We start from the raw sequence: 20787 nt of genomic DNA, 5'->3' as shown, positions 1-20787 counted from the left end.
ACCGACGGCGGGACCACCGATGGTGGGACCACGGACGGTGGCACGACCGACGGTGGTACGACGGACGGCGGGACCACCGACGGTGGCACCACGGACGGCGGGACCACGGACGGCGGGACCACGGACGGTGGCACGACCGACGGCGGCACGACCGATGGTGGTTCGACCGACGGCGGCTCGACCACCGGCGGCTCCACCGACGGCGGCTCGACCACCGGCGGCGGTTCCTCGACCGCGGGCGGCTCGACCACCGGTGGCGACAACGGCGCGGGCACCTGCACCGTCGACCTCGACGGTGCCGCGTGCACCGACAACACCGAGACCGACAACGCCGGCTCCAAGCCGGTGCAGCAGGGTGAGGCCAAGGAGGAGCTGGCGGAGACCGGCGCCGCCGAGACCTCGTTCCTGCTGATCGGCGCCGCGACCATGATCGCGGGTGGCATCGGCTTCCGTATGCTGCCCCGCCTGGTCAGCGGCGGTCGTACCGTCGCCTGATCACAGTGAAGGGCCCGGACGCGTTCTCCGCGTCCGGGCCCTTCGCCATGTACACGTATGTGCGAGATGTCACTCCGGGTGATGCCTCACGCCGGCTGATGCGTCGCGACGAACGCCACCGCCGCCAGCAGGAGCACCACCAGCGTCAGCAGCGCCACAGGGCTCAGTGCCCCCAGGGGGCCCTGCTGCTCCAGGCGCTCCCGGTGGGCACGGCACACCCGGCATCTGCCCTCGGTGACCGGTCCCGCGCAGTTGGCGCACACCAATCGGTCGTAGGTCATGCGCATTCCTCCTCACCGCGCGGCGGAGCCGCAGAAAGTGTCTCTCCGCTCAACGCTCGGGGCAACACGACCGTTCCCCACCCCCACTGTGCCAGTTTCCGGCCGGTTCGGCGCGGCCGGACGGATTCCGGCCGGACCCTTCCCGGTGGCGGTGGCTCCGTATCCGTGCTAAATCACCCAAGCCGACCCCAATCCCGCCCCGGAACGGCCGGCCGGGCACCTCCGCGGGCGGGCCGACTTCGGACGCGGACTGCGCGCGCCAGTCGGGTTCGCGTAAGGTCACGCTCACCTACTCCCGGCCGACCGTGGTGCACCCGTGATCCGATTCGACAACGTCACCAAGACCTACCCGAAACAGAACAGCCCCGCCCTCCGCGATGTCTCCCTCGAAATCGAGAAGGGCGAGTTCGTCTTCCTCGTCGGCTCGTCCGGCTCCGGCAAGTCGACCTTCCTCCGACTCCTCCTGCGCGAGGAGCGCACCAGCCACGGCATGGTGCATGTCCTCGGCAAGGACCTCGCCCGCCTGTCCAACTGGAAAGTGCCGCAGATGCGCCGTCAACTGGGCACGGTCTTCCAGGACTTCCGGCTGCTGCCGAACAAGACCGTCGCGCAGAACGTGGCCTTCGCGCAGGAGGTCATCGGCAAGCCGCGCGGCGAGATCCGCAAGGCCGTCCCCCAGGTCCTCGACCTCGTCGGTCTCGGCGGCAAGGAGGACCGGATGCCCGGCGAGCTGTCCGGTGGTGAGCAGCAGCGCGTGGCGATCGCGCGCGCCTTCGTCAACCGGCCCATGCTGCTGATCGCGGACGAGCCCACCGGCAACCTCGACCCGCAGACCTCCGTCGGCATCATGAAGCTGCTGGACCGTATCAACCGCACCGGTACGACTGTCGTGATGGCGACCCACGACCAGAACATCGTCGACCAGATGCGCAAGCGCGTGATCGAGCTGGAGAAGGGCCGTCTCGTGCGTGACCAGGCACGCGGCGTCTACGGATACCAGCACTGACCACCGGCTCCCCACCGCGTCACCGAGCATTGAGAAACGAAAGCTGAAAGGACGCCATGCGCGCCCAGTTCGTCCTGTCGGAGATCGGCGTCGGTCTCCGTCGCAATCTCACGATGACCTTCGCGGTCATCGTCTCCGTAGCCCTCTCGCTCGCCCTGTTCGGCGGCGCGCTCCTCATGCGCGAGCAGGTCAGCGTGATGAAGGACTACTGGTACGACAAGGTCAACGTCTCCATCTTCCTCTGCAACAAGAACGACGCGGCGACCGCGCCCAAGTGCGCCAAGGGCGCGGCCACGGGTCAGCAGAAGGACCAGATCAAGACCGATCTGGCCAAGATGGACAGCATCGTCGAGACCGTCCACTACGAGACGTCGGACGAGGCGTACAAGCACTACAAGGAGCGGTACGGCGACACCCCCATCGCCGCGACCATCACTCCGGACCAGATGCCGGAATCCTTCCGGGTGAAGCTGAAGGACCCGGAGAAGTACCAGGTGGTCGCGACCGCGTTCGCCGGCCGGGACGGGGTGGAGTCCGTCCAGGACCAGCGGAACATCCTGCAGAACCTCTTCGATCTGATGAACGGCATGAACATCGCCGCACTCTGTGTGATGGCGCTGATGCTGGTCATCGCGTTGATGCTGATCGTGAACACCGTGCGCGTGTCGGCGTTCAGCCGGCGCCGGGAGACCGGGATCATGCGGCTCGTCGGCGCGTCCAGTTTCTACATCCAGATGCCGTTCATCATGGAGGCCGCGTTCGCGGGACTGATCGGCGGTGGGGTCGCGTGCGTGATGCTGCTCCTCGGCCGGTACTTCCTGATCGACCACGGTCTCGCCCTCGCCGACAAGATGCAGTTGGTCAACTTCATCGGCTGGGACGCGGTGCTCGCCAAGCTTCCGCTGGTGATCGCGATCGGTCTGCTGATGCCCGCCGTGGCCGCTTTCATCGCGCTGCGCAAGTATCTCCGGGTGTGACAAGCGCCCCTGGCGCGGTGGCGGCAAGCACCGTCCGGTCGGGTCGTGTTGTCCTAGACTCAACGCCATGTCGGGTTCCGAGTCGCTTGAGAGGCTCCGCGGTTTACGCCGCGGGGCGGCCCTGACATTGGTGTTCGCGACCGTGCTCGCCACGGCGGCGGCGACGAACTCGCTGCCGCGCACGGGCGGCGAGGCCCCGGGGGAGCGGGCCCGTCCCGTCTCCTCGACGGCCGACCGGGACGAGGTCGCGCGGGCCGCGGCCGACGCCATGGCCAACGGCACCTCGGCCACCGACGCCGCGGAGGAGGTCGTCAGCCGCAGCGGGGACCGCTGGGGCGCGGTCTACGACAAGCGGGAGTACGAGGAGTTCCGGCAGGCCCTGGACGGCGAGTACACGGGCGTGGGGCTCTGGGCGAGACGTACGGCGGGCGGCCTGGTCGAGGTCACCCGCGTACAGCCCGGCGGGCCCGCGCAGCAGGCCGGGATCGGCGCCGGGGACATCATCCGGGAGGTCGACGGCCGGGGCATAGCGAAGCGCCCCGTGACGGAGGTCATGGCGCTGCTGCGCGGCGACACCCGGTCCGCGGCGCCGGCGGAGGACACCGCGGACGCGAAGAATTCCACCGACGGCGCTGCCGACGCTCCCGACGCATCCGGCGACCCCGGCAGGCCCGACGCGTCCGGTGAGAGCGCCGTCGGGACCCCCGTGGCGCTCGGTCTGGAGCGCGAGGGCCGGCGCTGGACGGAGAGCCTGCGCCGCGCCCGGCTCACCACCGAGTCCGTCACGGTCGACACGATCGAGGGCGGCGCGCTGCGGATCAAGGTCGGCGCGTTCACGAAGGGCACGGGCGAGCGCGTACGGGAAGCGGTCCTGGAGGCGCCGAAGGGCGCCGGTGTCCTGCTCGACCTCCGGGGCAACGCGGGCGGGCTGGTCAGTGAGGCCGTCCGGGCCACCTCCGCCTTCCTGGATGGCGGGCTGGTCGCCACGTACGACATACGGGGCGAGCAGCGCGCGCTGTACGCGGACCCCGGCGGCGACACGGAGCGGCCCGTGGTCGTGGTGGTCGACGGCGGCACGATGAGCGCGGCGGAGCTGGTCACCGGGGCGCTCAAGGACCGCGGCAGGTCCGTCACGGTCGGCTCGCGGACCTTCGGCAAGGGCTCCGTCCAGATGCCCAGCAAGCTCCCCGACGGCTCGGTGGCCGAGCTGACCGTGGGCCACTACCGCACCCCGGCCGGCCACGGCGTGGACGGCCACGGCGTCACCCCCGACCTCCAGGTCGGCGAGGGCGCCCAGGAGCGGGCCAGGACGGTGCTGAGCGGCCTCGGCGGTACGGAGACGGAGTAGCGGCCGCCCGGGGCCGGGCAGCGGCACCGCCCGGCCGGACCGTCGCGTAAAGGAGTTGCGCGGGGGTGCGAAAATGGGGAGACCATGGCTAAGGAAAAAGGGCGCAAAATCATTGCGCAGAACAAGAAGGCGCGGCACGACTACCTCATTCTCGACACCTATGAGTGCGGTCTCGTGCTCACCGGTACCGAGGTGAAGTCACTGCGCCAGGGACGGGCCTCGCTGGTCGACGGCTTCGTGCAGATCGACGGGCACGAGGCGTGGCTGCACCATGTGCACGTCCCCGAGTACACGCAGGGGACCTGGACCAATCACAGCGCCCGGCGCAAGCGGAAGCTGCTGATGCACCGGGCCGAGATCGACAAGCTGGAGTCGAAGTCGCAGGAGACGGGGCACACGATCGTGCCGCTCGCCCTGTACTTCAAGGACGGCCGGGCGAAGGTCGAGATCGCGCTCGCGAAGGGCAAGAAGGAGTACGACAAGCGTCAGACGCTCCGCGAGAAGCAGGACCGGCGCGAGACGGACCGGGCGATCTCCGCGGTCAAGCGGCGCCAGCGGGCCTGACCGGACGAGCGACCGGCCTGTACGGCCCGACCGGCCCGTGACCCGGCCCGACTGACCAGGCGGGGCGCCGTGCGGGGGAATGGACTGGCCCCCGGACGCGTTGGTCACGTACGATGGAGCACGCACCCCACAGAGGGTGCGCGTTTGAAAAATAAACATGGGGATGATCGGTTTCGACAGCGGATGTCGAAGCAGGGGAAGCGAGCCGAGGAAGCGGCAATGATCTCGTAAACCATATGTCGCAAACAATAATCGCCAATTCCAAGCGCGATTCCTCCGCCTTCGCCCTCGCTGCCTAATTAGCAGCTAGCGAAGACTCTGCGGAGTGTCAGCCCGGGGCTGTTCCCGACCCGGATCCTGGCATCAACTAGGGGACTAAACTTCTGAGCCCGGTCGCGGGGCCCAGAAGGAAATCAAACAGTGACTGAGCCCGTCGGAGACTTGTCCGTGTGATCTCCGGGGCCGAGAAAATCGCAGCGGACTGCGCTCGGAGAAGCCCTGGTTCCGCACCGTTGGACGCGGGTTCGATTCCCGCCATCTCCACTCACCATCTCCACCCATGTTTGTCGTCGGCGGCACCTCCCACGCGGGGGTGCCGCTTTCGTATGCGCCGCGCCCGCCGCCGCACCCGCACTCACTCGCGCCCTGGCCTCTGGGCACCCGCGCAGGCGATCAGCAGTGCCGACAGCGCGGCGGCGGGCGGGATCACATAGGCGAGGGCCGGAGTGGTGTGTTCCGCCGCCCAGCCGCCCGTGGCCGCGCCCGCCGCGATGCCGGCGAGCAGCGCGGTCACCGCGAGGGTCATGCCCTCGTTCAGCCGCGTCTCGGGAGTGAGGCGCTGGACGAGGGTCATGCCCGTCACCATCGTCGGCGCCGTCGCCGCGCCCGCCAGCAGCAGCGCACCGGCCAGCAGCGGCAGCGATCCCGCGCGTGCCGCGAGCAGAGGCAGGATCAGCAGCACCGCCATCGCGGCCACACAGCGCGGCAGCCGGGCGCGCGGGTGGCGGGCCGGGCCCAGGGAGCCCAGCAGCAGACCCGCGACGCAGGAACCGGCGGCCTGGAGCGCCAGTACGGCACCGGCCCACGCCTGGTGTCCCCGGTCGTCCGCGTAGGCGAGGGTGACGACCTCCGTGGCGCCGAAGACCGCGCCCGTGGCGAGGAAGACGGCGAGGAGGGCGGCCAGCGCGGGGGAGTACAGCGGGGCCCTGGCCTGCGAACCCGCTCCCCGGCCGGCGGCGGGCGGCTCCGTGGCGCGCTGCGCCGCGAAGACCAGGATGCCGGTCAGCAGCAGGACCGCGCCGGTCAGGGTGCCCGCCTCCGGGAAGAGCGCGGTGCACAGGAAGGCGGCCGCCACCGGTCCCAGCATGAAGCACAACTCGTCGGCGGCCTGTTCGAACGAGTTGGCGGTGTGCAGGGCGGCGGTGTCGCCGCGGTGCAGATGGGCCCAGCGCGCCCGGGACATGCCGCCCGTGTTGGGGGTGGTGGCGGTCGCGGCGTACGCGGCGAAGAGCGTCCAGTCGGGGGCTCCGTACCGTACGCAGAGCAGCAGGGCGAGCGAGCCGAGTACGGCGATCGCGGTGGCGGGCACGGCGACCCGGGCCTGCCCGTACCGGTCGACGAGGCGCGCCGTCCACGGCCCCACCAGCGCGGTGGCCGCGAGGCCGGTGGCGGTGACGGCGCCGGCCAGGGCGTACGAGCCGCGCGACCCGGCGATCATGATCACGGCGGCCACGCTGAACATCCCCATGGGGAGGCGCGCGAGGAGGTTCCCGGCGGTGAACGCGCGGGCGCCCGGCGGCGCGAACAGGCGCCCGTACGGGGCGGTGAACTCCCGCACGCGCTGCCGCGCACGCTCCCACCCTCGCCCAAGCACGCGCTCCCGCACGCGCCGCGACGCGCTCCGGCGCGCGGTGGGGCGGCGCACACCGCCGCGGCTGTCCCCGTACGCCTTGTCGCGCGCGGCCAGGACCAGTGTGGTGCCGGTCGCCGCCATCAGCGGTGTGTTCCGCCGGGTCGTGCCGTCAGGTCGGGCTGTGCCGTCAGTTCCGTCAGTTCCGTCAGTTCCGTGAAAGGGGTTGGTGTGCGTTCCGGTACGGGAGAAGTGTGGTTGCGGCATGGCCTCACCTTCGCCGCCCGCTCCGTACCCGGTCCAACACCTGATGAGCGGCCATTCACGCCATCGCGTTGTCAATGGCGAGGGTGGGCGGTTGAATGCGGTGTGCCCCAGGACATCGACCCCCGGCTGCTGCGTGCCTTCACCGCCACCGCCGAAGAGCTGCACTTCACCCGCGCCGCCGCACGGCTCTACGTCGCCCAGCAGGCCCTCAGCCGTGATGTGCGGCGGCTGGAGCGGGAGTTGGGCGTGGAGCTGTTTCTGCGCACCACCCGCCAGGTGACCCTGACGCCCGACGGCGAGCGGCTCCTCCCGTACGCCCGGCGGGTGCTGGCGGCCCAGGACGAGCTGCTCGCCGCCGGTGCGGGCGGGGCGCCGCCGCTGCTCGTGGACCTCAACACCGAGGGCATGGTCTCCGGACGGGTGTTGGCGCGGGCCCGTGAACTCGCCCCGCGCCACGAGCTGATGGCCCGCTTCCAGAGCGGTCTCACCGGGGCGGCGACCGAGATCCTCGCGGGCCGGCTCGACGCCTCCTTCGGCTACGCGGGAGGGCTCGCGCCCGTCCTGCGCGACGCGCTCTCCCACCAGCTCGTACGGTACGAGCCGATGGCCGTGCTCCTGCCCGCCGACCACCCGCTGGCCCGCCTCCCCGAGGTGCCGCTCGGCGCGCTCGCGGGGGAGAGTGTGTACGCGGGGGCCGGCAATCCGGGGACGGTGGAGTGGACCGGGCTGGCGCGGCGGCTCTTCGCGGGCCGCTCCATCGAGGTCGCCGCGCCCGCGCCGATGGCCGTCGGCGCGGAGGAGTTCCGCCGAGTCATGGCCAAACATCGCAACCCGGTCCTGGCCGTCGTAGATTTCCCGGTGATGCCGGACACAGTGCTGCGCCCGCTCGTCGACCCCGTACCGCTGTCGCCGCTCTCGCTGGTGTGGCGCAAAGGACTGCGTCATCCGGGAGTTGAGGCGCTCCGAGCTGCCGCTGCCGAGCTGGGAGCCGAAGAAGGATGGCTGGATCCGGACCCCCGTGATCTCCTCCTACCACTCTCATTGCATTGATGCATCACAACTTGTGAACCGGATCCACACACTCTCTCGGTGCGCTACATTCATGGCCCGGGTGCGGTGTGATAGGGGCGCGCGGTTCGGGACGGGGACCCGGCCGACAAAATCAGCCAGTTCTATGTATGCACCCAAATCGTTCTGTGGTGGGGGATGTGCGTACTTCAGTGGACCAATGGCGCGAAGATGCCCGAACAGGGCACATGTACGAGCCGAACGATGTGACCGTGGAGCTGGACGGTCTGGGCCGTCAGCTCTCCGAACTGCCCGCCGGGACACGGCCCGAGGCACGGCTCGGCACCGGCACCGGCGGGGAAACGATCGCCTTCAGGGCCCCCGGCCTGGAAGACAGGGCCGCGGACGGCGGCGGCACCGGCGGCGCCGACGGGGCCGAGGCGCCCGAGGGTCCCGTCTTCGTCGACGAGAGCGGCCGCCGCAGCAAGAAGCTCCGCCGGGCCGGCTGGGTCGTCGCCATCGCCTGCGCCTGCTATGCCGTCACGGTGGTCGCCGCGCTCGTCGGAGGCGACTCCTCGGCCCCCTGGCTCCAGATACCGGGTCTCGCGGACAAGAAGAAGCCGGACACCGTCCAGATACAGCCGGCCCCCTCGGGCTCCCCGTCCGAGGCGGCCACCAGCGGCGATCCCAGCGCGTCGCCCACCGAGACCGGCACCGGCGGCGCCGGCCCCCGTACCTCGGAGACGGTGACCACCGGCACGTCGGGCAACCCGGCACCGGGCGTCTCGGGTTCCGTGAAGGAGCCCGTCGTCTCCAACTCCCCCGTCGACCCCGCCCCGGACCCGGACCCGCCCGGCGACTCCGACCCCGACCCCGGTACCGCCGCGGGCGCGGGCTCCGCCGGCCCCGGCGGGGAGAGCCCCTCGGCCCCGGCCGGCGACGGGACCTCGCAGTCCCCCGATCCCAGCACTCCCGTCGAATCACCGCCGGGCGACGACGGCGGCCCGCGGGCCGTGGAAGGCGCGCAGTAGATGATGTCCTCCGGCAGGCGGGCCCAGCCTCGCAACGCCCAGCCGCGCAAGTCCCAGGCTCCGAAGAACGGTCGCGGAAGCGGCAACCACGGCAGCACCGGACCCAGCAGAGCCAAGCCCCGTAAGAACTCCCGGCCCGCCCGGCGGCGCAGACTGCCCATGCGCTACCTGCTGCCCTCGCTCGTCCTCGTCGCCCTGGCCGCCATGCTCATGCTCCGCGGCTATGTGCACAGCGAGATCCTCGCCGACCACCGCGTCCGCCCCCCGGACGCCACCGACCAGGTCCCCGAGTCCATCCTCAAGGGCGGCCCCGTCATCGACGCGCGCGGCACGGACGCCGCCAAGTCCATCGACATCCCCGACCGGCAGCTCGTCCTCACCTTCGACGACGGCCCGGACCCCGAGTGGACCCCCAAGGTCCTCGACGAACTCAAGAAGTACAACGCCCACGGCGTCTTCTTCATCACCGGCACCATGGCCTCCCGCTACCCCGACCTCGTCAGGCGCATGGTCGACGAGGGCCACGAGATCGGCCTGCACACCTTCAACCACCCCGACCTCTCCTTCCAGACCCGGTCCCGCATCAACTGGGAGCTGACCCAGAACCAGCTCGCGCTCGCGGGCGCCGCCGGGATCCGCTCCTCGCTCTTCCGGCCCCCGTACTCCTCCTTCGCCGACGCCATGGACAACAAGTCGTGGCCGGTCACCCAGTACATCGGCAGCCGCGGCTACATCACCGTCCTCAACGACCGCGACAGCGAGGACTGGAAGCGCCCCGGCGTCGAGGAGATCATCAAGAGGGCCACCCCCAAGGGCGACAAGGGCTCCCTCGTCCTGATGCACGACTCCGGCGGCGACCGCTCCCAGACCGTCGCGGCGCTCGGCCGCTATCTGCCGGAGATGCAGAAACGCGGCTTCACCTTCGCCAACCTCACCGAGGCGCTCGGCGCGCCCACCGCCCACACCCAGGTCACCGGCTTCGAGCTGTGGAAGGGCAAGGCGTGGGTCGCCGCCGTCACCCTCTCCGACAACCTCACCGCCGTCCTGGTCTCCGGGCTCGCCGTGATCGGCGTCCTGGTCATCTCGCGGTTCGGGCTGATGCTGGTGCTCTCCTTCGCGCACTCCCGCAAGGTGCGCCGGCGCGACTTCAGCTGGGGTCCGGAGGTCACCGAACCGGTCACCGTCCTCGTCCCCGCGTACAACGAACGCGAGTGCATAGCCAATACGGTGAACTCCCTGATGGCCAGCGACCATCCGATCGAGGTCATCGTCGTCGACGACGGCTCGACGGACGGGACCGCCGACATCGTCGAGGCGCTCTGGCTCCCCAACGTCCACGTCGTACGCCAGCAGAACGGCGGCAAACCGGCCGCCCTCAACAACGGCATCGCGCACGCCAGTCACGACATCGTCGTGATGATGGACGGCGACACGGTCTTCGAGCCGTCCACCGTGGGGGAGTTGGTGCAGCCCTTCGGCGACCCGCGGGTCGGCGCGGTCGCGGGCAACGCGAAGGTCGGCAACCGCGACACGCTCATCGGGGCGTGGCAGCACATCGAGTACGTGATGGGCTTCAACCTCGACCGCCGGATGTACGACGTACTGGGCTGCATGCCCACCATCCCCGGCGCCATCGGCGCCTTCCGCCGCCAGGCGCTGGAACGCGTCGGCGGCATGAGCGAGGACACCCTCGCCGAGGACACCGACATCACCATGGCCATGCACCGGGACGGCTGGCGCGTCGTCTACGCCGAGCGCGCCCGCGCCTGGACCGAGGCCCCGGAGTCCGTGCAGCAGCTCTGGTCCCAGCGCTACCGCTGGAGCTACGGCACGATGCAGGCGATCTGGAAGCACCGCCGCGCCGTCGTCGAACGCGGGCCCTCCGGCCGGTTCGGCCGCGTCGGCCTGCCGCTGGTCTCCCTCTTCATGGTGCTGGCGCCGCTGCTGGCCCCGCTGATCGATGTCTTCCTCGTGTACGGCCTGGTCTTCGGCCCCACGCAGAAGACGATCGGCGCGTGGCTGGGCGTCCTGCTCGTCCAGGCGGTGTGTGCCGCGTACGCCTTCCGGCTCGACGGGGAACGCATGACCCATCTCATCTCGCTGCCCCTCCAGCAGATCCTCTACCGGCAACTCATGTACGTCGTGCTCCTCCAGTCCTGGATCACCGCCCTCACCGGCGGCCGGCTGCGCTGGCAGAAGCTGCGCCGCACCGGCGCGGTGGAGGCGCCGGGGTCGATTCCGAGCCAACGTGGCCGGGGCGCGCCGCACGGAACCGAGCAGGGCGCCGGACAGGGCGCGGACCGGAGGCCGGTCGGATGAGCCGCCATTCCATGGACGCCACGAGACCGGACGGGGCGGGCGGGCGCGCCGGACAGCCCGCCGGACAGCCGGTGGGGCAGCCGGTCGGACAGCCCGTCGGACCCGCCGGGTGGTCTCCCGGACCGGCCGGGTGGTCTCCCGAACCGGCCGCGCGGTCGGCCGAGCCCGCAGGACCTGCCGGGAAGACCGCCGATCAGCCCGCGCCCGTACGCCCCTCGGGCCGGGACCGTTATCTGGACCTGCTGCGGGCGATCGCGCTGGTCCGTGTCGTGGTCTTCCACATCTTCGGCTGGGCGTGGCTGACGATCCTCTTCCCCTCCATGGGCGTGATGTTCGCGCTGGCCGGCTCGCTCATGGCCAGATCCCTGGAGAAGCGGCCCCCGTGGAGCGTCCTGCGGGGCCGGCTGCGCAGGCTGCTGCCGCCGATGTGGGCGCTGGCCCTGGTCATCGTGCCGGTGATGTTCCTGATGGGCTGGCAGCCGATGCGGGAGGAGGGGGTGTGGGGCATCGTCAAACTGCTCAACTACTTCCTGCCGATCGGCGCCCCGCCGTACCCGTTCGAGAGCGGTGACGGCAGCGGTCTGCTGGACACGACGTGGGCCGAGGACTCGGCGGGCCCGCTCTGGTACATCCGCGCCTACCTGTGGTTCGTCCTCCTCTCGCCGCTGCTGGTACGGGCGTTCCGCCGGACGCCGTGGGCGACGCTGCTCTTCCCCGTGGTGCTGACGGCCGTCATCGGTACGGGACTGGTCGAGATCCCCGGGGAGTTCGGGGAGGCCCTCACGGACTTCGCGGTGTACGGGGCCTGCTGGGTGCTCGGCTTCGCGCACAACGACGGCATGTTCCAGAAGGTGCCGCGCTATCTGACGGTCTCGGTGGCCGCCATGACGATGGCGTTCGGCCTGTGGTGGGCCTCGGGCCATCTCACGGACGAGGGCTGGAACCTGGACGAGATCCCGCTGGCGCAGGCGACCTGGTCGCTGGGGTTCGTGGTGATCCTGCTCCAGTACTCGCCGTCCTGGCGGGAACTGCCAGGGAAACTGAAGCAGTTCGACTCGACGATCACCCTGGCCAACAACCGCGCGGTGACGATCTATCTCTGGCACAACCTGCTGATCATGATGACGTACCCGCTCATCGACCAGCTCTGGAACATCCCGGGGATCGACGCCTTCTCGTCGGAGCTGGACGCGTCGTACAACATCCTGCCGCTGGTGATGGTGTGGCCGATGATCGGGCTGATGATCCTGGCCATCGGGTGGGTCGAGGACCTGGCGGCGCGGCGCCGGCCGAGGCTGTGGCCGAACGGCGAGACCCGGGCCGGGGACACGGCCGGGGGAGGGGGAAGGCGCGGAGCGGCGGCGGGCGGCCACCGACGCTGAATACTGAATACGGCCGCAGACGCCGAGGCATGGCGGTGGACGCTGATACGGGGGCGCGCCTCTTCGACCGAGGAGGCGCGCCCCGCCCGGCGTTACGCGCCCGCGCCGCCGCCCCCGGGCCCGTACGCGGAGCTCTCCCGCACGACCAGTTCGGGCGGGAGCAGCACCTGCTCCGGCGTGCCCTGCGGATCCTTGATGCGGGCGAGCAGCAGCCGGGTGCAGGCGCGGCCGACCTCGGGCAGCGGCTGGCACAGGCTGCTCAGGCCGGGGGTGAGCAGCGCGGCGGCGGAGGAGTCGTCGAAGCCGACGACGGCGACGTCCCGTCCCGGTGTACGGCCGCTGTCCAGCAGGGCGCGGTAGCAGCCGAGGGCGAGGGTGTCGCTGACCGCCACCACCGCGGTCGTACCGGCGGCGAGGAGCGGGGCCACGGCGTCCCGCGCGGCGTCGACGTCGTTCACCGCGTACGCCCGCAGGCCGCGCGCGGAGAGCCCGTGGCGGCGCATCGCCGTCCGCCAGCCACCGGCCCGGTCGTCGCCCACGCCGGAGCCCCGGGGCCAGCCGAGAAAGGCGATCCTGCGGTGGCCGAGCGCGACGAGGTGGTCGACGGCGGCGGAGGTGCCGTGGGCGCCGTCGACGTCCGCCCAGTCCCCGGCGGGCCGGGTCGACCAGGGGCGGCCGAAGGCGACGAAGGGGATGGCGCGCCGGCGCAGCCAGTCGGGGCGGCGGTCGCCCCGGTAGGTGTGGGTGAGGACGAAGCCGTCGACCGGCTGTTCGCGCAACAGCTCGGCGTAGCAGTCGGGTTCACGCTCGGCGCCGGCGGGCGCGGTGAAGAGCAGGACGCGGTATCCGGCCTCGTTGGCCGAGCGGGAGAACGCGTGCAGGAAGTGGTCCATCACCGGCCCCGACACCCCGTCGGGCGTGGGGTGGACCCCGTAACCGATCAGCTTGCTGGACCGCGTCCGCAGGGCGCGCGCGGCCTGGTGCGGCCGGTAGTCCAGCTCGGCTATCGCCCTGCGGACCCGCTCCAGGGTCAACGGGGCGAGGAGGTGCGGTGAGTTGAGCGCGTTGGAGACGGTCTGCGGCGACACCCCCGCACGCTGGGCGACCTGCGCCAGGGTGGGCGGTCTCTCGGCGTGGCCGGTGGACCTCGTCGTCGTACGCGCCATCGCTCTCCTCCGCGTGCGGGCGCGCGTCGGGTTCCAACGCGTGGTGTGACGCCCCGAGTTGAAACGATAAACGGCGCGGGGGAGGGACGGGGGGCGGGAGAGGCGGGGCCGGGACGGTTCAGCGCAGCGCGCATTCGAACGAGTGGCCAATTATCGCCTTGCGAATATGCGTTTTACCCACGGAAGATCCTCAAGACCTTCACTGAATCATCATACATTCAGTGGCCGCGTGATTACAGAGGACGTACCAACGTGTCCGAAACTCCCACCGCTGAGACCCCCCTCTGGCTCCAGGGCCGTGACGCCGTGGTCGCCGCCACCGCCCCCGAGTCCTGGCGAAAGAGCGTGCCGGACTACCACCTCTCGGCGACGGTGATGCCGGAGCAGCGGATCAGCCGGCACGAGCCCGGCTCCCTGGAGGACATCGTCGAGCAGCTTGTCCAGGTCTTCGAGATGGAGGTCTCGCACAACAAGGACCCCAAGACCTGGGTCTCCATGGTCACCGAGAAGTTCCGCACGAACTTCAACGGCAACCCGTGGTCCGACGCGCAGGACCTCGTCGAGAAGGGCAGCTACAACGTCCTCATCGGCGACAGCGTCTTCTACCCGGCCGGTGACGAGAGCTTCGAGTCCTCGCACAGCGTCTTCCTCAACGCGCTGTCGCAGGGCTTCTTCTGGGAGGTTCTGGAGGTTCTGAGCCCGCCGCCCACCATCGCCTTCAAGTGGCGCCACTGGGGCACCTTCGACGGTGAGTACAAGGGCTTCAAGCCCACGGGCGAGCTGGTCGAGATGTACGGCATGAGCGTCGCGACGGTCACGGAGGACCTCAAGCTGGTCCAGGTCGAGCACTACTACGACCCGAACGAGTTCCTCGGCAAGCTGACCGGCGGCTGCCCGGTCCGCCACCAGAAGTCCGGCGCGTGACATCAGACGCCTGACATCCGGCGCCTGACACCCGACGCGTGACATCGGGCGCCTGACATCCGGCGTCCGACACCGCCGGGGCCCGGGGCGGGGCGGCGCTCACAGCGCCCCTCCGCCCCGGGTGAGAGCAAGGTTGCGCGCCGGTCATTTTGAGGCACGGGGGCGAAACGAGACGTATCTACGGTCGGGGGACACCTACCGAGACCGTCCGTGGAGGCGTGATGACAGCCCCGATCACCACCGTCGCAGCACGCAAAGGGGGCCGCTGGATCGAGACGTGGGATCCGGAGGACGAGACCTTCTGGCGCGAGACGGGCGAGCGGGTCGCCCGGCGCAACCTGCTCTTCTCCGTGGTCTCCGAGCACATCGGCTTCTCCATCTGGACCCTGTGGTCCGTGATGGTGCTGTTCATGGGGCCGGAGTACGGCATCGACCCCGCCGGGAAGTTCTTCCTCATCGGGACCGCCACCCTGGTCGGCGCGATCGTCCGCGTCCCCTACACCTTCGCCGTGGCCCGCTTCGGCGGACGGAACTGGACCATCTTCAGCGCGCTGATGCTGCTGCTGCCGACCGTCGCCGCGTTCGTCGTCATGGAGCCCGGGACCTCGTACACCACCTTCATGGTCGTCTCGGCGCTCACCGGCGTCGGCGGCGGGAACTTCGCCTCCTCCATGACCAACATCAACTCCTTCTTCCCGCTGCGCAAGAAGGGCTGGGCCCTCGGCCTCAACGCGGGCGGCGGGAACATAGGCGTACCGGTCGTGCAGCTCATCGGGCTGCTGGTGATCGGGACGGCGGGCGCCGCGCACCCCCGGATCGTGCTCGGCGTCTACATCCCGCTGATCATCGGGGCCGCCCTCTGCGCCGCGCTGTTCATGGACAACCTCGCGCCCGTCACGAACGACACCGGCGCCGCCAGGGAAGCCGTACGCGACCGGCACACCTGGATCATGTCCTTCCTCTACGTCGGGACGTTCGGCTCGTTCATCGGATACAGCTTCGCGTTCGGTCTCGTCCTGCAGACCCAGTTCGGCCGCACCCCCCTCCAGGCCGCCTCGATCACCTTCATCGGACCGCTGCTCGGCTCGCTGATCCGGCCCGTCGGCGGCATGCTCGCCGACCGGTTCGGCGGCGCCCGCATCACCCTGTGGAACTTCGCCGCGATGGCCGCCGCGACCGGTGTCGTGGTCTTCGCCTCCGTGATCGAGTCGCTGACCGTCTTCCTCGTCGGTTTCGTCGCGCTGTTCCTGCTCACCGGGCTCGGCAACGGCTCGACGTACAAGATGATCCCCGGCATCTTCCAGGCGAAGGCGCTGGCCGGCGGGATGACCGGCGAGGCCGCCGCCGCGTACGGGCGGCGGCTCTCCGGGGCCTCCATGGGGCTGATCGGGGCCGTCGGCGCGCTCGGCGGGCTCGCCATCAACCTCGCCTTCCGGCAGTCCTTCCAGACGGCGGGGACGGGGACGTCGGCGTTCGTCGTGTTCCTGGCCTTCTACGCCTGCTGTTTCGCCCTCACCTGGGCGGTATACCTTCGAAGGGTGCCTGTCAGCGCCGTGCAGGCCGAGACCAAGCCCCAGCTCAGTTACGCAGAGGTGTAGACCGGAGGCGTACGTAACATCGGTGAAATGGTGACGCACCGGGCCTGTCACGCACGGTTGACAGGCTCGGTCGTCCGGCCGGGCGTGAGCGCGAGCGGAGAACACCGAGAACACCGGAGTACGGCGCGGACGGCCGGCACACGGCGCGGACGGCCGGCCACACGGCGGAGACAGCTGGGCACACGGGGAGCACGGCGCAGTACGGGAGGAGACGCATGGACGACCGGCAGCACGGCCCGCTCGCGGGATTCACCATCGGGGTCACCGCGGCCCGGCGCGCCGACGAGCTCGGGGCGCTGATCCAGCGCCGCGGCGGCTCCGTCGTCCACGCGCCCGCCCTGCGCATCGTGCAGCTCGCCGACGACGCGGAGCTGCTCACCGCGACGAAGGAGCTGATCGCCCACGTCCCCGACGTGGTCGTGGCGACGACCGCGATCGGCTTCCGCGGCTGGATCGGCGCGGCCGACGGATGGGGCCACGGCGAGGAACTGCTCGCCTGTCTGCGCGGCGTCGAACTGCTCGCCCGCGGCCCCAAGGTGAAGGGCGCCATCCGGGCCGCCGGGCTCACCGAGGCGTGGTCGCCCACCTCCGAATCCATGGCCGAGGTCCTGGACCGGCTCCTGGAGGAGGGCGTCGAGGGGCGCCGTATCGCGCTCCAGCTGCACGGCGAACCCCTGCCCGGCTTCGTCGAGGCGCTCCGCGCGGGCGGCGCCGACGTCGTGGGCGTCCCCGTCTACCGCTGGATGCCGCCGGAGGACCTCGCCCCGGTCGACCGGCTGATCGACGGGACCGTGGCCCGCTCCGTGGACGCCGTCACCTTCACCAGCGCGCCGGCCGCCGCCTCGCTCCTCGCCCGTGCCGAGGAACGGGGGCGGCTCCCCGAACTCCTCGACGCCCTCCACCACGACGTGCTGGCGGCGTGCGTCGGGCCGGTCACCGCGCTGCCGCTCCAGGCGCACGGCATCGACACCGTCCAGCCGGAGCGCTTCCGTCTCGGCCCGCTCGTCCAGTTGCTCTGTACGGAGCTGCCGGGCCGGGCCCGTACGCTGCCGGTCGCGGGCCACCGGGTGGAGATCCGCGGCCACGCGGTCCTCGTCGACGGCGAGCTGCGGCCGGTGCCGCCCGCCGGCATGGCCCTGCTGAAGGCGCTGACCCGGCGGCCCGGCTGGGTGGTCCCCCGCGCGGAGCTGCTGCGCGCCCTGCCCGGCGCGGGCCGCGACGAACACGCCGTCGAGACCGCGATGGCCCGCCTCAGGACCGCGCTGGGCGCCCCCAAGCTGATCCACACCGTGGTCAAGCGGGGGTACCGGCTCGCGCTGGACCCCTCGGCCGACTCCAAGTACGCGGACGCCTGAGCGGGCCCCGGGGACGCCGCTGGGTACGGTACGGAGATGGCCCACGACTCCCCGATCACCGTCAGCCCCGCCACCCCGGACGACGCCGAGCCTGTCGTGGAGGCGCTGCTCCGCAACCGCGACCACATGCGGCCCTGGGGTCCCCTGCGTCCCGCCGACTTCTACACGGCCCGGGCCCAGGCCAACCGGATCGCCGACCCGACCGTCCGGCTCTGGCACGCCAGGGACGGTGACCGCGTCGTCGCCCAGGCCGCCCTCTCCACCATCGTGCTCGGCCCCTTCCGCAGCGCGAGCCTCGGCTACTGGGTGGACGCCGAGTACACCGGACGCGGGTTGGCGACCCGCACCGTCGAGGAGGTCTGCCGGGGGGCCCGAGAGGACCTGGGGCTGCACCGGCTGGAGGCGGGGACCCTCCTCCACAACACCGCCTCCCAGCGCGTCCTGCGCAAGTGCGGCTTCGAGCTCATCGGCACCGCGCCCGACTACCTCCATATAAACGGGGCGTGGCGCGACCACCACCTCTTCCAGCGGATCCTGCACGACGGCCCGCCGAACACCGCCCCCTGACAGGTGCCCCCTGGAACACCGCAGTCCGACATGGGCTCAGGCCGCGGGGTTCCGGCCGCGCCGCCTTGCGGGCACTCTGAGGAGTACGGCACTCAGGACGGCACCACGGACGGCACACCCACGGTGAATCCGAGGCGGTGAGGGACCCATGGCGGCGGGCAGGACTGCGGGCACGGTGGCGGGCACGGGTGGGAACGGCTGGCGGTTCGACTCCGGACGGATCTGCCTGGACCTGGTGGCCACCGGGGAACCCGCCGGGGGCCGCCGGGGACGGCTCGACGGCACCGCGGCGCTCGGCCGGTGGCTGCTCGGCGCCGGACTGCTGCCGCCCGGCACCCCGGTCGCCGGCATCGACGCCCGCTGGGTCCGCGCCTTCGCCGAACTCCGCGACGGCATAGGGCGGTTGGTGCGCGCCGAGATCGACGGCCGGCAGGCGCCCGCCGCCCTGGAACGGGTCAACGCCCTGGCGGCCGGGGCGCCGCCGGGGATCAGGGCCGTACGGAACGAGGCGGGTGCCCTCGTACGGGCGCCGATCCCCGAGCCGGAGTGCGCCGCGCTGCTCGCCGCCGTGGCCAGGGACGCGGTGGAGCTCCTCACCGACCAGGACGCGCGGGCCCGGCTGCGGCGGTGCGAGGGCGACCGCTGCCGCCGCGTCTACCTCGACACCTCGCGGGGGCGGCGCCGCCGCTGGTGTTCCAGCGAGGTCTGCGGGAACCGTGAACGGGTCGCCCGGCACCGGCGCCGGGCCGCCACCGCCTAGAACGGGAGCCGGGGCGCCGGCTCATCCCGTGTCCGGCGCCGACCGAGGTGTCGGCCCACCCCGTGTCCGTTCCTGACCGGGGCATGAGCCCGCTCCATATGCGACCCTGACGGCGCCTCATGTGCACCAAAGGCCACACAGACGGCTCTCCGGCACACTCCGGGCGGCCGAACAAGAGCGTCTCTCCGGCCGATTCCATAGGGTTCTTGCGCTATTTCAAGCCAACTCTGCGCGCCTCCTTTGCGAGTCACAGACATGTCCTCCACGAGTTCTGCACGAATCCGTGCGAGGGGCCCGGACCGGCGTGAAACCCGCTCGTGGAGCGTGGGAGCGTTCCCATAAAGATCTTGAAAGTTTTTCCCGAACGGTTGAGCACGCCTGGTCGGGCGTCCGTAGTGATGAGGGAGAAGCAGCCACGTAGGTATCGACCGGGAGGTTTAGGTGCGCAAGGATGCGGCCGTGGCCGATGACCGCCCTCACCGGGCCCGACACCGGAGCGCGACACCGCGCACCAACACTCCCGCACCTGACGAGGAGTTGATGCGAGCCCTCTACCGGGAACATGCCGGACCGTTGCTCGCCTACGTCATGCGTCTCGTCGCGGGTGACCGCCAGCGAGCCGAGGACGTCGTGCAAGAGACGCTCATCCGTGCCTGGAAGAACGCCGGTCAGCTCAATCGTGCGACCGGCTCTGTCCGACCTTGGCTGGTGACGGTCGCCCGACGCATCGTCATCGACGGACACCGCAGCCGGCAGGCCCGGCCGCAGGAAGTCGATCCGTCACCGCTGGAGGTCATGCCCGCGGAGGACGAGATCGACAAGGCGTTGTGGCTTATGACGCTCTCAGATGCCCTCGAGGATTTGACCCCCGCCCACCGGGAAGTACTGGTGGAGACGTACTTCAAGGGTCGTACGGTCAACGAGGCGGCCGAGACGCTCGGCATACCCAGCGGGACCGTGCGTTCCCGTGTGTTCTACGCACTGCGTTCGATGAAGCTCGCGTTGGAGGAGAGGGGGGTCTCGGCATGACCACGCACGAGCAGTACGGACTGGGCGACGAAAGTACTGTGCATGAAACCGTCGGCGCGTATGTTCTCGGCATTCTGGACGATGTCGACGCCTCCGTCTTCGAAGCGCACCTGGCCGAGTGCCGGATCTGCGCGGTCCACCTGGAGGAGTTCTCCGGGATGGAACCGATGCTGGCGATGCTGGCGGACAACCCCAGCCCGTTCGCCGCACAGGGGCCGATGGGGTCGCTCGCCTCCGTCTCCTCGATCAATCCGCAGGCTCCGCCACCCCAGATACCGCTCGCCCAGCTCCCGACACCGTCCGTCTCCGTACGGCCCAGTCCCCAGCTGCTCGACAAGCTGGTCGACGAGGTCGCGGCGAAACGCGCCAAGCGCAAGCGCCGCGGGTTCTATCTCGTCGCGGCGGCGGCCGTGCTGATCATCGGCGGTCCCATCGGGGTCGGGGTCGCCACCCAGGGCGGTGGCGACCAGAGCAACGACTTCGCGGCGCGCTCCACACCTGCGCAGAATTTCGGCCACATGCCCGACAAGGTCGGTGGTACGGACCCCACCACGAAGGTCAGTGGAACCGTCGCCACGGAGTCGAAGGGATTCGGCACCGAGGTCATGCTGGAACTGAAGAACGTCAAGGGCCCGCTGAAGTGCAGCCTGGTCGCCGTCTCCAAGACCGGCGAGCAGGAGGTCACGACGTCCTGGTCCGTCCCCGACTGGGGGTACGGCATCCCGGACAGCCCGAACCCGAAGGGCAGGGAGCCGCTCTACGTCCAGGGAAGCACGTCCATGGACCTCGAAGAGATCGACCACTTCGAAGTGCGTACCTTCGACGGCAAGAAACTGTGGGAAGTCGGCGCCTGACGCCGAT

General features: G+C 70.8%; 18 protein-coding genes, 1 other RNA gene and 1 pseudogene. 17 read left to right on the top strand and 3 right to left on the bottom strand.

Annotated elements, in window-relative coordinates; all coding sequences use genetic code 11:
- Window positions 1-495, top strand: a pseudogene (locus ACFXKG_RS08810) (hypothetical protein); the annotation flags it as partial.
- Between the two features lie 86 nt (window positions 496-581).
- Here the strand turns inward: ACFXKG_RS08810 and ACFXKG_RS08805 are convergent.
- A complete protein-coding gene (locus ACFXKG_RS08805; protein ID WP_384834497.1) occupies window positions 582-776 on the bottom strand; it encodes a hypothetical protein in 195 nt (64 codons plus the stop codon).
- A 316-nt stretch (window positions 777-1092) separates the two neighbouring features.
- Between ACFXKG_RS08805 and ftsE the strand changes: the two genes are divergently transcribed.
- The 5 genes from ftsE to ssrA all read left to right on the top strand — a co-directional run bounded on the left by ftsE (window position 1093) and on the right by ssrA (window position 5217).
- Window positions 1093-1782 carry a cell division ATP-binding protein FtsE gene (gene ftsE / locus ACFXKG_RS08800; RefSeq protein WP_384834494.1) on the top strand — a complete coding sequence of 230 codons (690 nt, stop codon included), beginning with the start codon at window positions 1093-1095 and terminating at the stop codon, window positions 1780-1782.
- 56 nt (window positions 1783-1838) lie between these two features.
- Window positions 1839-2759 carry a permease-like cell division protein FtsX gene (gene ftsX / locus ACFXKG_RS08795; RefSeq protein ID WP_384834491.1) on the top strand — a complete coding sequence of 307 codons (921 nt, stop codon included), beginning with the start codon at window positions 1839-1841 and terminating at the stop codon, window positions 2757-2759.
- 67 nt (window positions 2760-2826) lie between these two features.
- A complete protein-coding gene (locus ACFXKG_RS08790) occupies window positions 2827-4107 on the top strand; it encodes a S41 family peptidase (RefSeq protein ID WP_384834488.1) in 1281 nt (426 codons plus the stop codon).
- 84 nt (window positions 4108-4191) lie between these two features.
- Window positions 4192-4671 (top strand): SsrA-binding protein SmpB, encoded by a 480-nt coding sequence (gene smpB, locus ACFXKG_RS08785; protein WP_329826808.1) that lies wholly within the window; start codon window positions 4192-4194, stop codon window positions 4669-4671.
- A gap of 159 nt (window positions 4672-4830) precedes the next feature.
- Window positions 4831-5217: a transfer-messenger RNA gene (ssrA, locus tag ACFXKG_RS08780) on the top strand.
- Between the two features lie 88 nt (window positions 5218-5305).
- On the opposite strand, the gene ACFXKG_RS08775 is transcribed toward ssrA, so the two are convergent.
- Complete coding sequence (locus ACFXKG_RS08775) at window positions 5306-6664, bottom strand: MFS transporter (protein WP_384834484.1); 1359 nt, start codon at window positions 6662-6664, stop codon at window positions 5306-5308.
- A 225-nt stretch (window positions 6665-6889) separates the two neighbouring features.
- On the opposite strand from ACFXKG_RS08775, the gene ACFXKG_RS08770 reads away from it, so the two are divergent.
- From ACFXKG_RS08770 to ACFXKG_RS08755, 4 genes are all read left to right on the top strand, one after another.
- A complete protein-coding gene (locus ACFXKG_RS08770) occupies window positions 6890-7837 on the top strand; it encodes a LysR family transcriptional regulator (protein WP_384834481.1) in 948 nt (315 codons plus the stop codon).
- A gap of 206 nt (window positions 7838-8043) precedes the next feature.
- A complete protein-coding gene (locus ACFXKG_RS08765) occupies window positions 8044-8826 on the top strand; it encodes a hypothetical protein (protein WP_384834478.1) in 783 nt (260 codons plus the stop codon).
- A 159-nt stretch (window positions 8827-8985) separates the two neighbouring features.
- Entirely contained in the window at window positions 8986-11145 is a 2160-nt protein-coding gene (locus ACFXKG_RS08760; protein WP_384834538.1) for a glycosyltransferase, read from the top strand.
- An 11-nt stretch (window positions 11146-11156) separates the two neighbouring features.
- Window positions 11157-12527, top strand: a complete 1371-nt coding sequence (locus ACFXKG_RS08755; protein ID WP_384834475.1) for an acyltransferase family protein — start codon at window positions 11157-11159, stop codon at window positions 12525-12527.
- Window positions 12528-12619: 92 nt separating this feature from the next.
- Here the strand turns inward: ACFXKG_RS08755 and ACFXKG_RS08750 are convergent, their stop codons facing one another.
- Window positions 12620-13693: a LacI family DNA-binding transcriptional regulator gene (locus ACFXKG_RS08750; protein WP_384834472.1), complete on the bottom strand. Its 1074-nt coding sequence runs from the start codon at window positions 13691-13693 to the stop codon at window positions 12620-12622.
- Window positions 13694-13945: 252 nt separating this feature from the next.
- On the opposite strand from ACFXKG_RS08750, the gene ACFXKG_RS08745 reads away from it, so the two are divergent.
- The 7 genes from ACFXKG_RS08745 to ACFXKG_RS08715 all read left to right on the top strand — a co-directional run bounded on the left by ACFXKG_RS08745 (window position 13946) and on the right by ACFXKG_RS08715 (window position 20780).
- Entirely contained in the window at window positions 13946-14617 is a 672-nt protein-coding gene (locus ACFXKG_RS08745) for a SnoaL-like polyketide cyclase (RefSeq protein WP_384834469.1), read from the top strand.
- A 221-nt stretch (window positions 14618-14838) separates the two neighbouring features.
- A complete protein-coding gene (locus ACFXKG_RS08740; RefSeq protein WP_384834466.1) occupies window positions 14839-16215 on the top strand; it encodes a nitrate/nitrite transporter in 1377 nt (458 codons plus the stop codon).
- 215 nt (window positions 16216-16430) lie between these two features.
- Window positions 16431-17570, top strand: coding sequence for a uroporphyrinogen-III synthase (locus tag ACFXKG_RS08735; RefSeq protein ID WP_384834463.1), 1140 nt, complete (start codon window positions 16431-16433; stop codon window positions 17568-17570).
- A gap of 36 nt (window positions 17571-17606) precedes the next feature.
- Window positions 17607-18137 carry a GNAT family N-acetyltransferase gene (locus ACFXKG_RS08730; RefSeq protein ID WP_384834461.1) on the top strand — a complete coding sequence of 177 codons (531 nt, stop codon included), beginning with the start codon at window positions 17607-17609 and terminating at the stop codon, window positions 18135-18137.
- Window positions 18138-18285: 148 nt separating this feature from the next.
- On the top strand, window positions 18286-18897 hold the full coding sequence (locus ACFXKG_RS08725) for a CGNR zinc finger domain-containing protein (protein ID WP_384834458.1): 612 nt from the start codon (window positions 18286-18288) through the stop codon (window positions 18895-18897).
- A gap of 441 nt (window positions 18898-19338) precedes the next feature.
- Entirely contained in the window at window positions 19339-19926 is a 588-nt protein-coding gene (locus ACFXKG_RS08720; protein ID WP_114624088.1) for a sigma-70 family RNA polymerase sigma factor, read from the top strand.
- A complete protein-coding gene (locus ACFXKG_RS08715; protein ID WP_384834454.1) occupies window positions 19923-20780 on the top strand; it encodes an anti-sigma factor family protein in 858 nt (285 codons plus the stop codon). Before ACFXKG_RS08720 ends, ACFXKG_RS08715 begins: the two co-directional genes overlap by 4 nt.
- Window positions 20781-20787: the final 7 nt, after the last annotated feature.

The organism is Streptomyces sp. NPDC059255, from assembly GCF_042752355.1.
Classification (GTDB): Bacteria; Actinomycetota; Actinomycetes; order Streptomycetales; family Streptomycetaceae; genus Streptomyces.
The sequence above is the reverse complement of the archived record's forward strand: the minus strand, read 5'-3'. Positions and strand labels throughout refer to the sequence as shown.

Excerpts from the sequence above, each read along its gene's own strand:
- ACFXKG_RS08740 (WP_384834466.1), top strand. The coding sequence starts at position 14,839 with ATGACAGCCCCGATCACCACCGTCGCAGCACGCAAAGGGGGCCGCTGG.
- ACFXKG_RS08730 (WP_384834461.1), top strand. The coding sequence starts at position 17,607 with ATGGCCCACGACTCCCCGATCACCGTCAGCCCCGCCACCCCGGACGAC.
- ACFXKG_RS08790 (WP_384834488.1), top strand. The coding sequence starts at position 2,827 with ATGTCGGGTTCCGAGTCGCTTGAGAGGCTCCGCGGTTTACGCCGCGGG.
- smpB (WP_329826808.1), top strand. The coding sequence starts at position 4,192 with ATGGCTAAGGAAAAAGGGCGCAAAATCATTGCGCAGAACAAGAAGGCG.
- ACFXKG_RS08750 (WP_384834472.1), bottom strand. The coding sequence starts at position 13,693 with ATGGCGCGTACGACGACGAGGTCCACCGGCCACGCCGAGAGACCGCCC.
- ACFXKG_RS08735 (WP_384834463.1), top strand. The coding sequence starts at position 16,431 with ATGGACGACCGGCAGCACGGCCCGCTCGCGGGATTCACCATCGGGGTC.
- ACFXKG_RS08765 (WP_384834478.1), top strand. The coding sequence starts at position 8,044 with ATGTACGAGCCGAACGATGTGACCGTGGAGCTGGACGGTCTGGGCCGT.
- ACFXKG_RS08775 (WP_384834484.1), bottom strand. The coding sequence starts at position 6,664 with ATGGCGGCGACCGGCACCACACTGGTCCTGGCCGCGCGCGACAAGGCG.
- ACFXKG_RS08805 (WP_384834497.1), bottom strand. The coding sequence starts at position 776 with ATGACCTACGACCGATTGGTGTGCGCCAACTGCGCGGGACCGGTCACC.
- ftsX (WP_384834491.1), top strand. The coding sequence starts at position 1,839 with ATGCGCGCCCAGTTCGTCCTGTCGGAGATCGGCGTCGGTCTCCGTCGC.
- ACFXKG_RS08725 (WP_384834458.1), top strand. The coding sequence starts at position 18,286 with ATGGCGGCGGGCAGGACTGCGGGCACGGTGGCGGGCACGGGTGGGAAC.
- ACFXKG_RS08755 (WP_384834475.1), top strand. The coding sequence starts at position 11,157 with ATGGACGCCACGAGACCGGACGGGGCGGGCGGGCGCGCCGGACAGCCC.
- ACFXKG_RS08715 (WP_384834454.1), top strand. The coding sequence starts at position 19,923 with ATGACCACGCACGAGCAGTACGGACTGGGCGACGAAAGTACTGTGCAT.
- ACFXKG_RS08760 (WP_384834538.1), top strand. The coding sequence starts at position 8,986 with ATGCGCTACCTGCTGCCCTCGCTCGTCCTCGTCGCCCTGGCCGCCATG.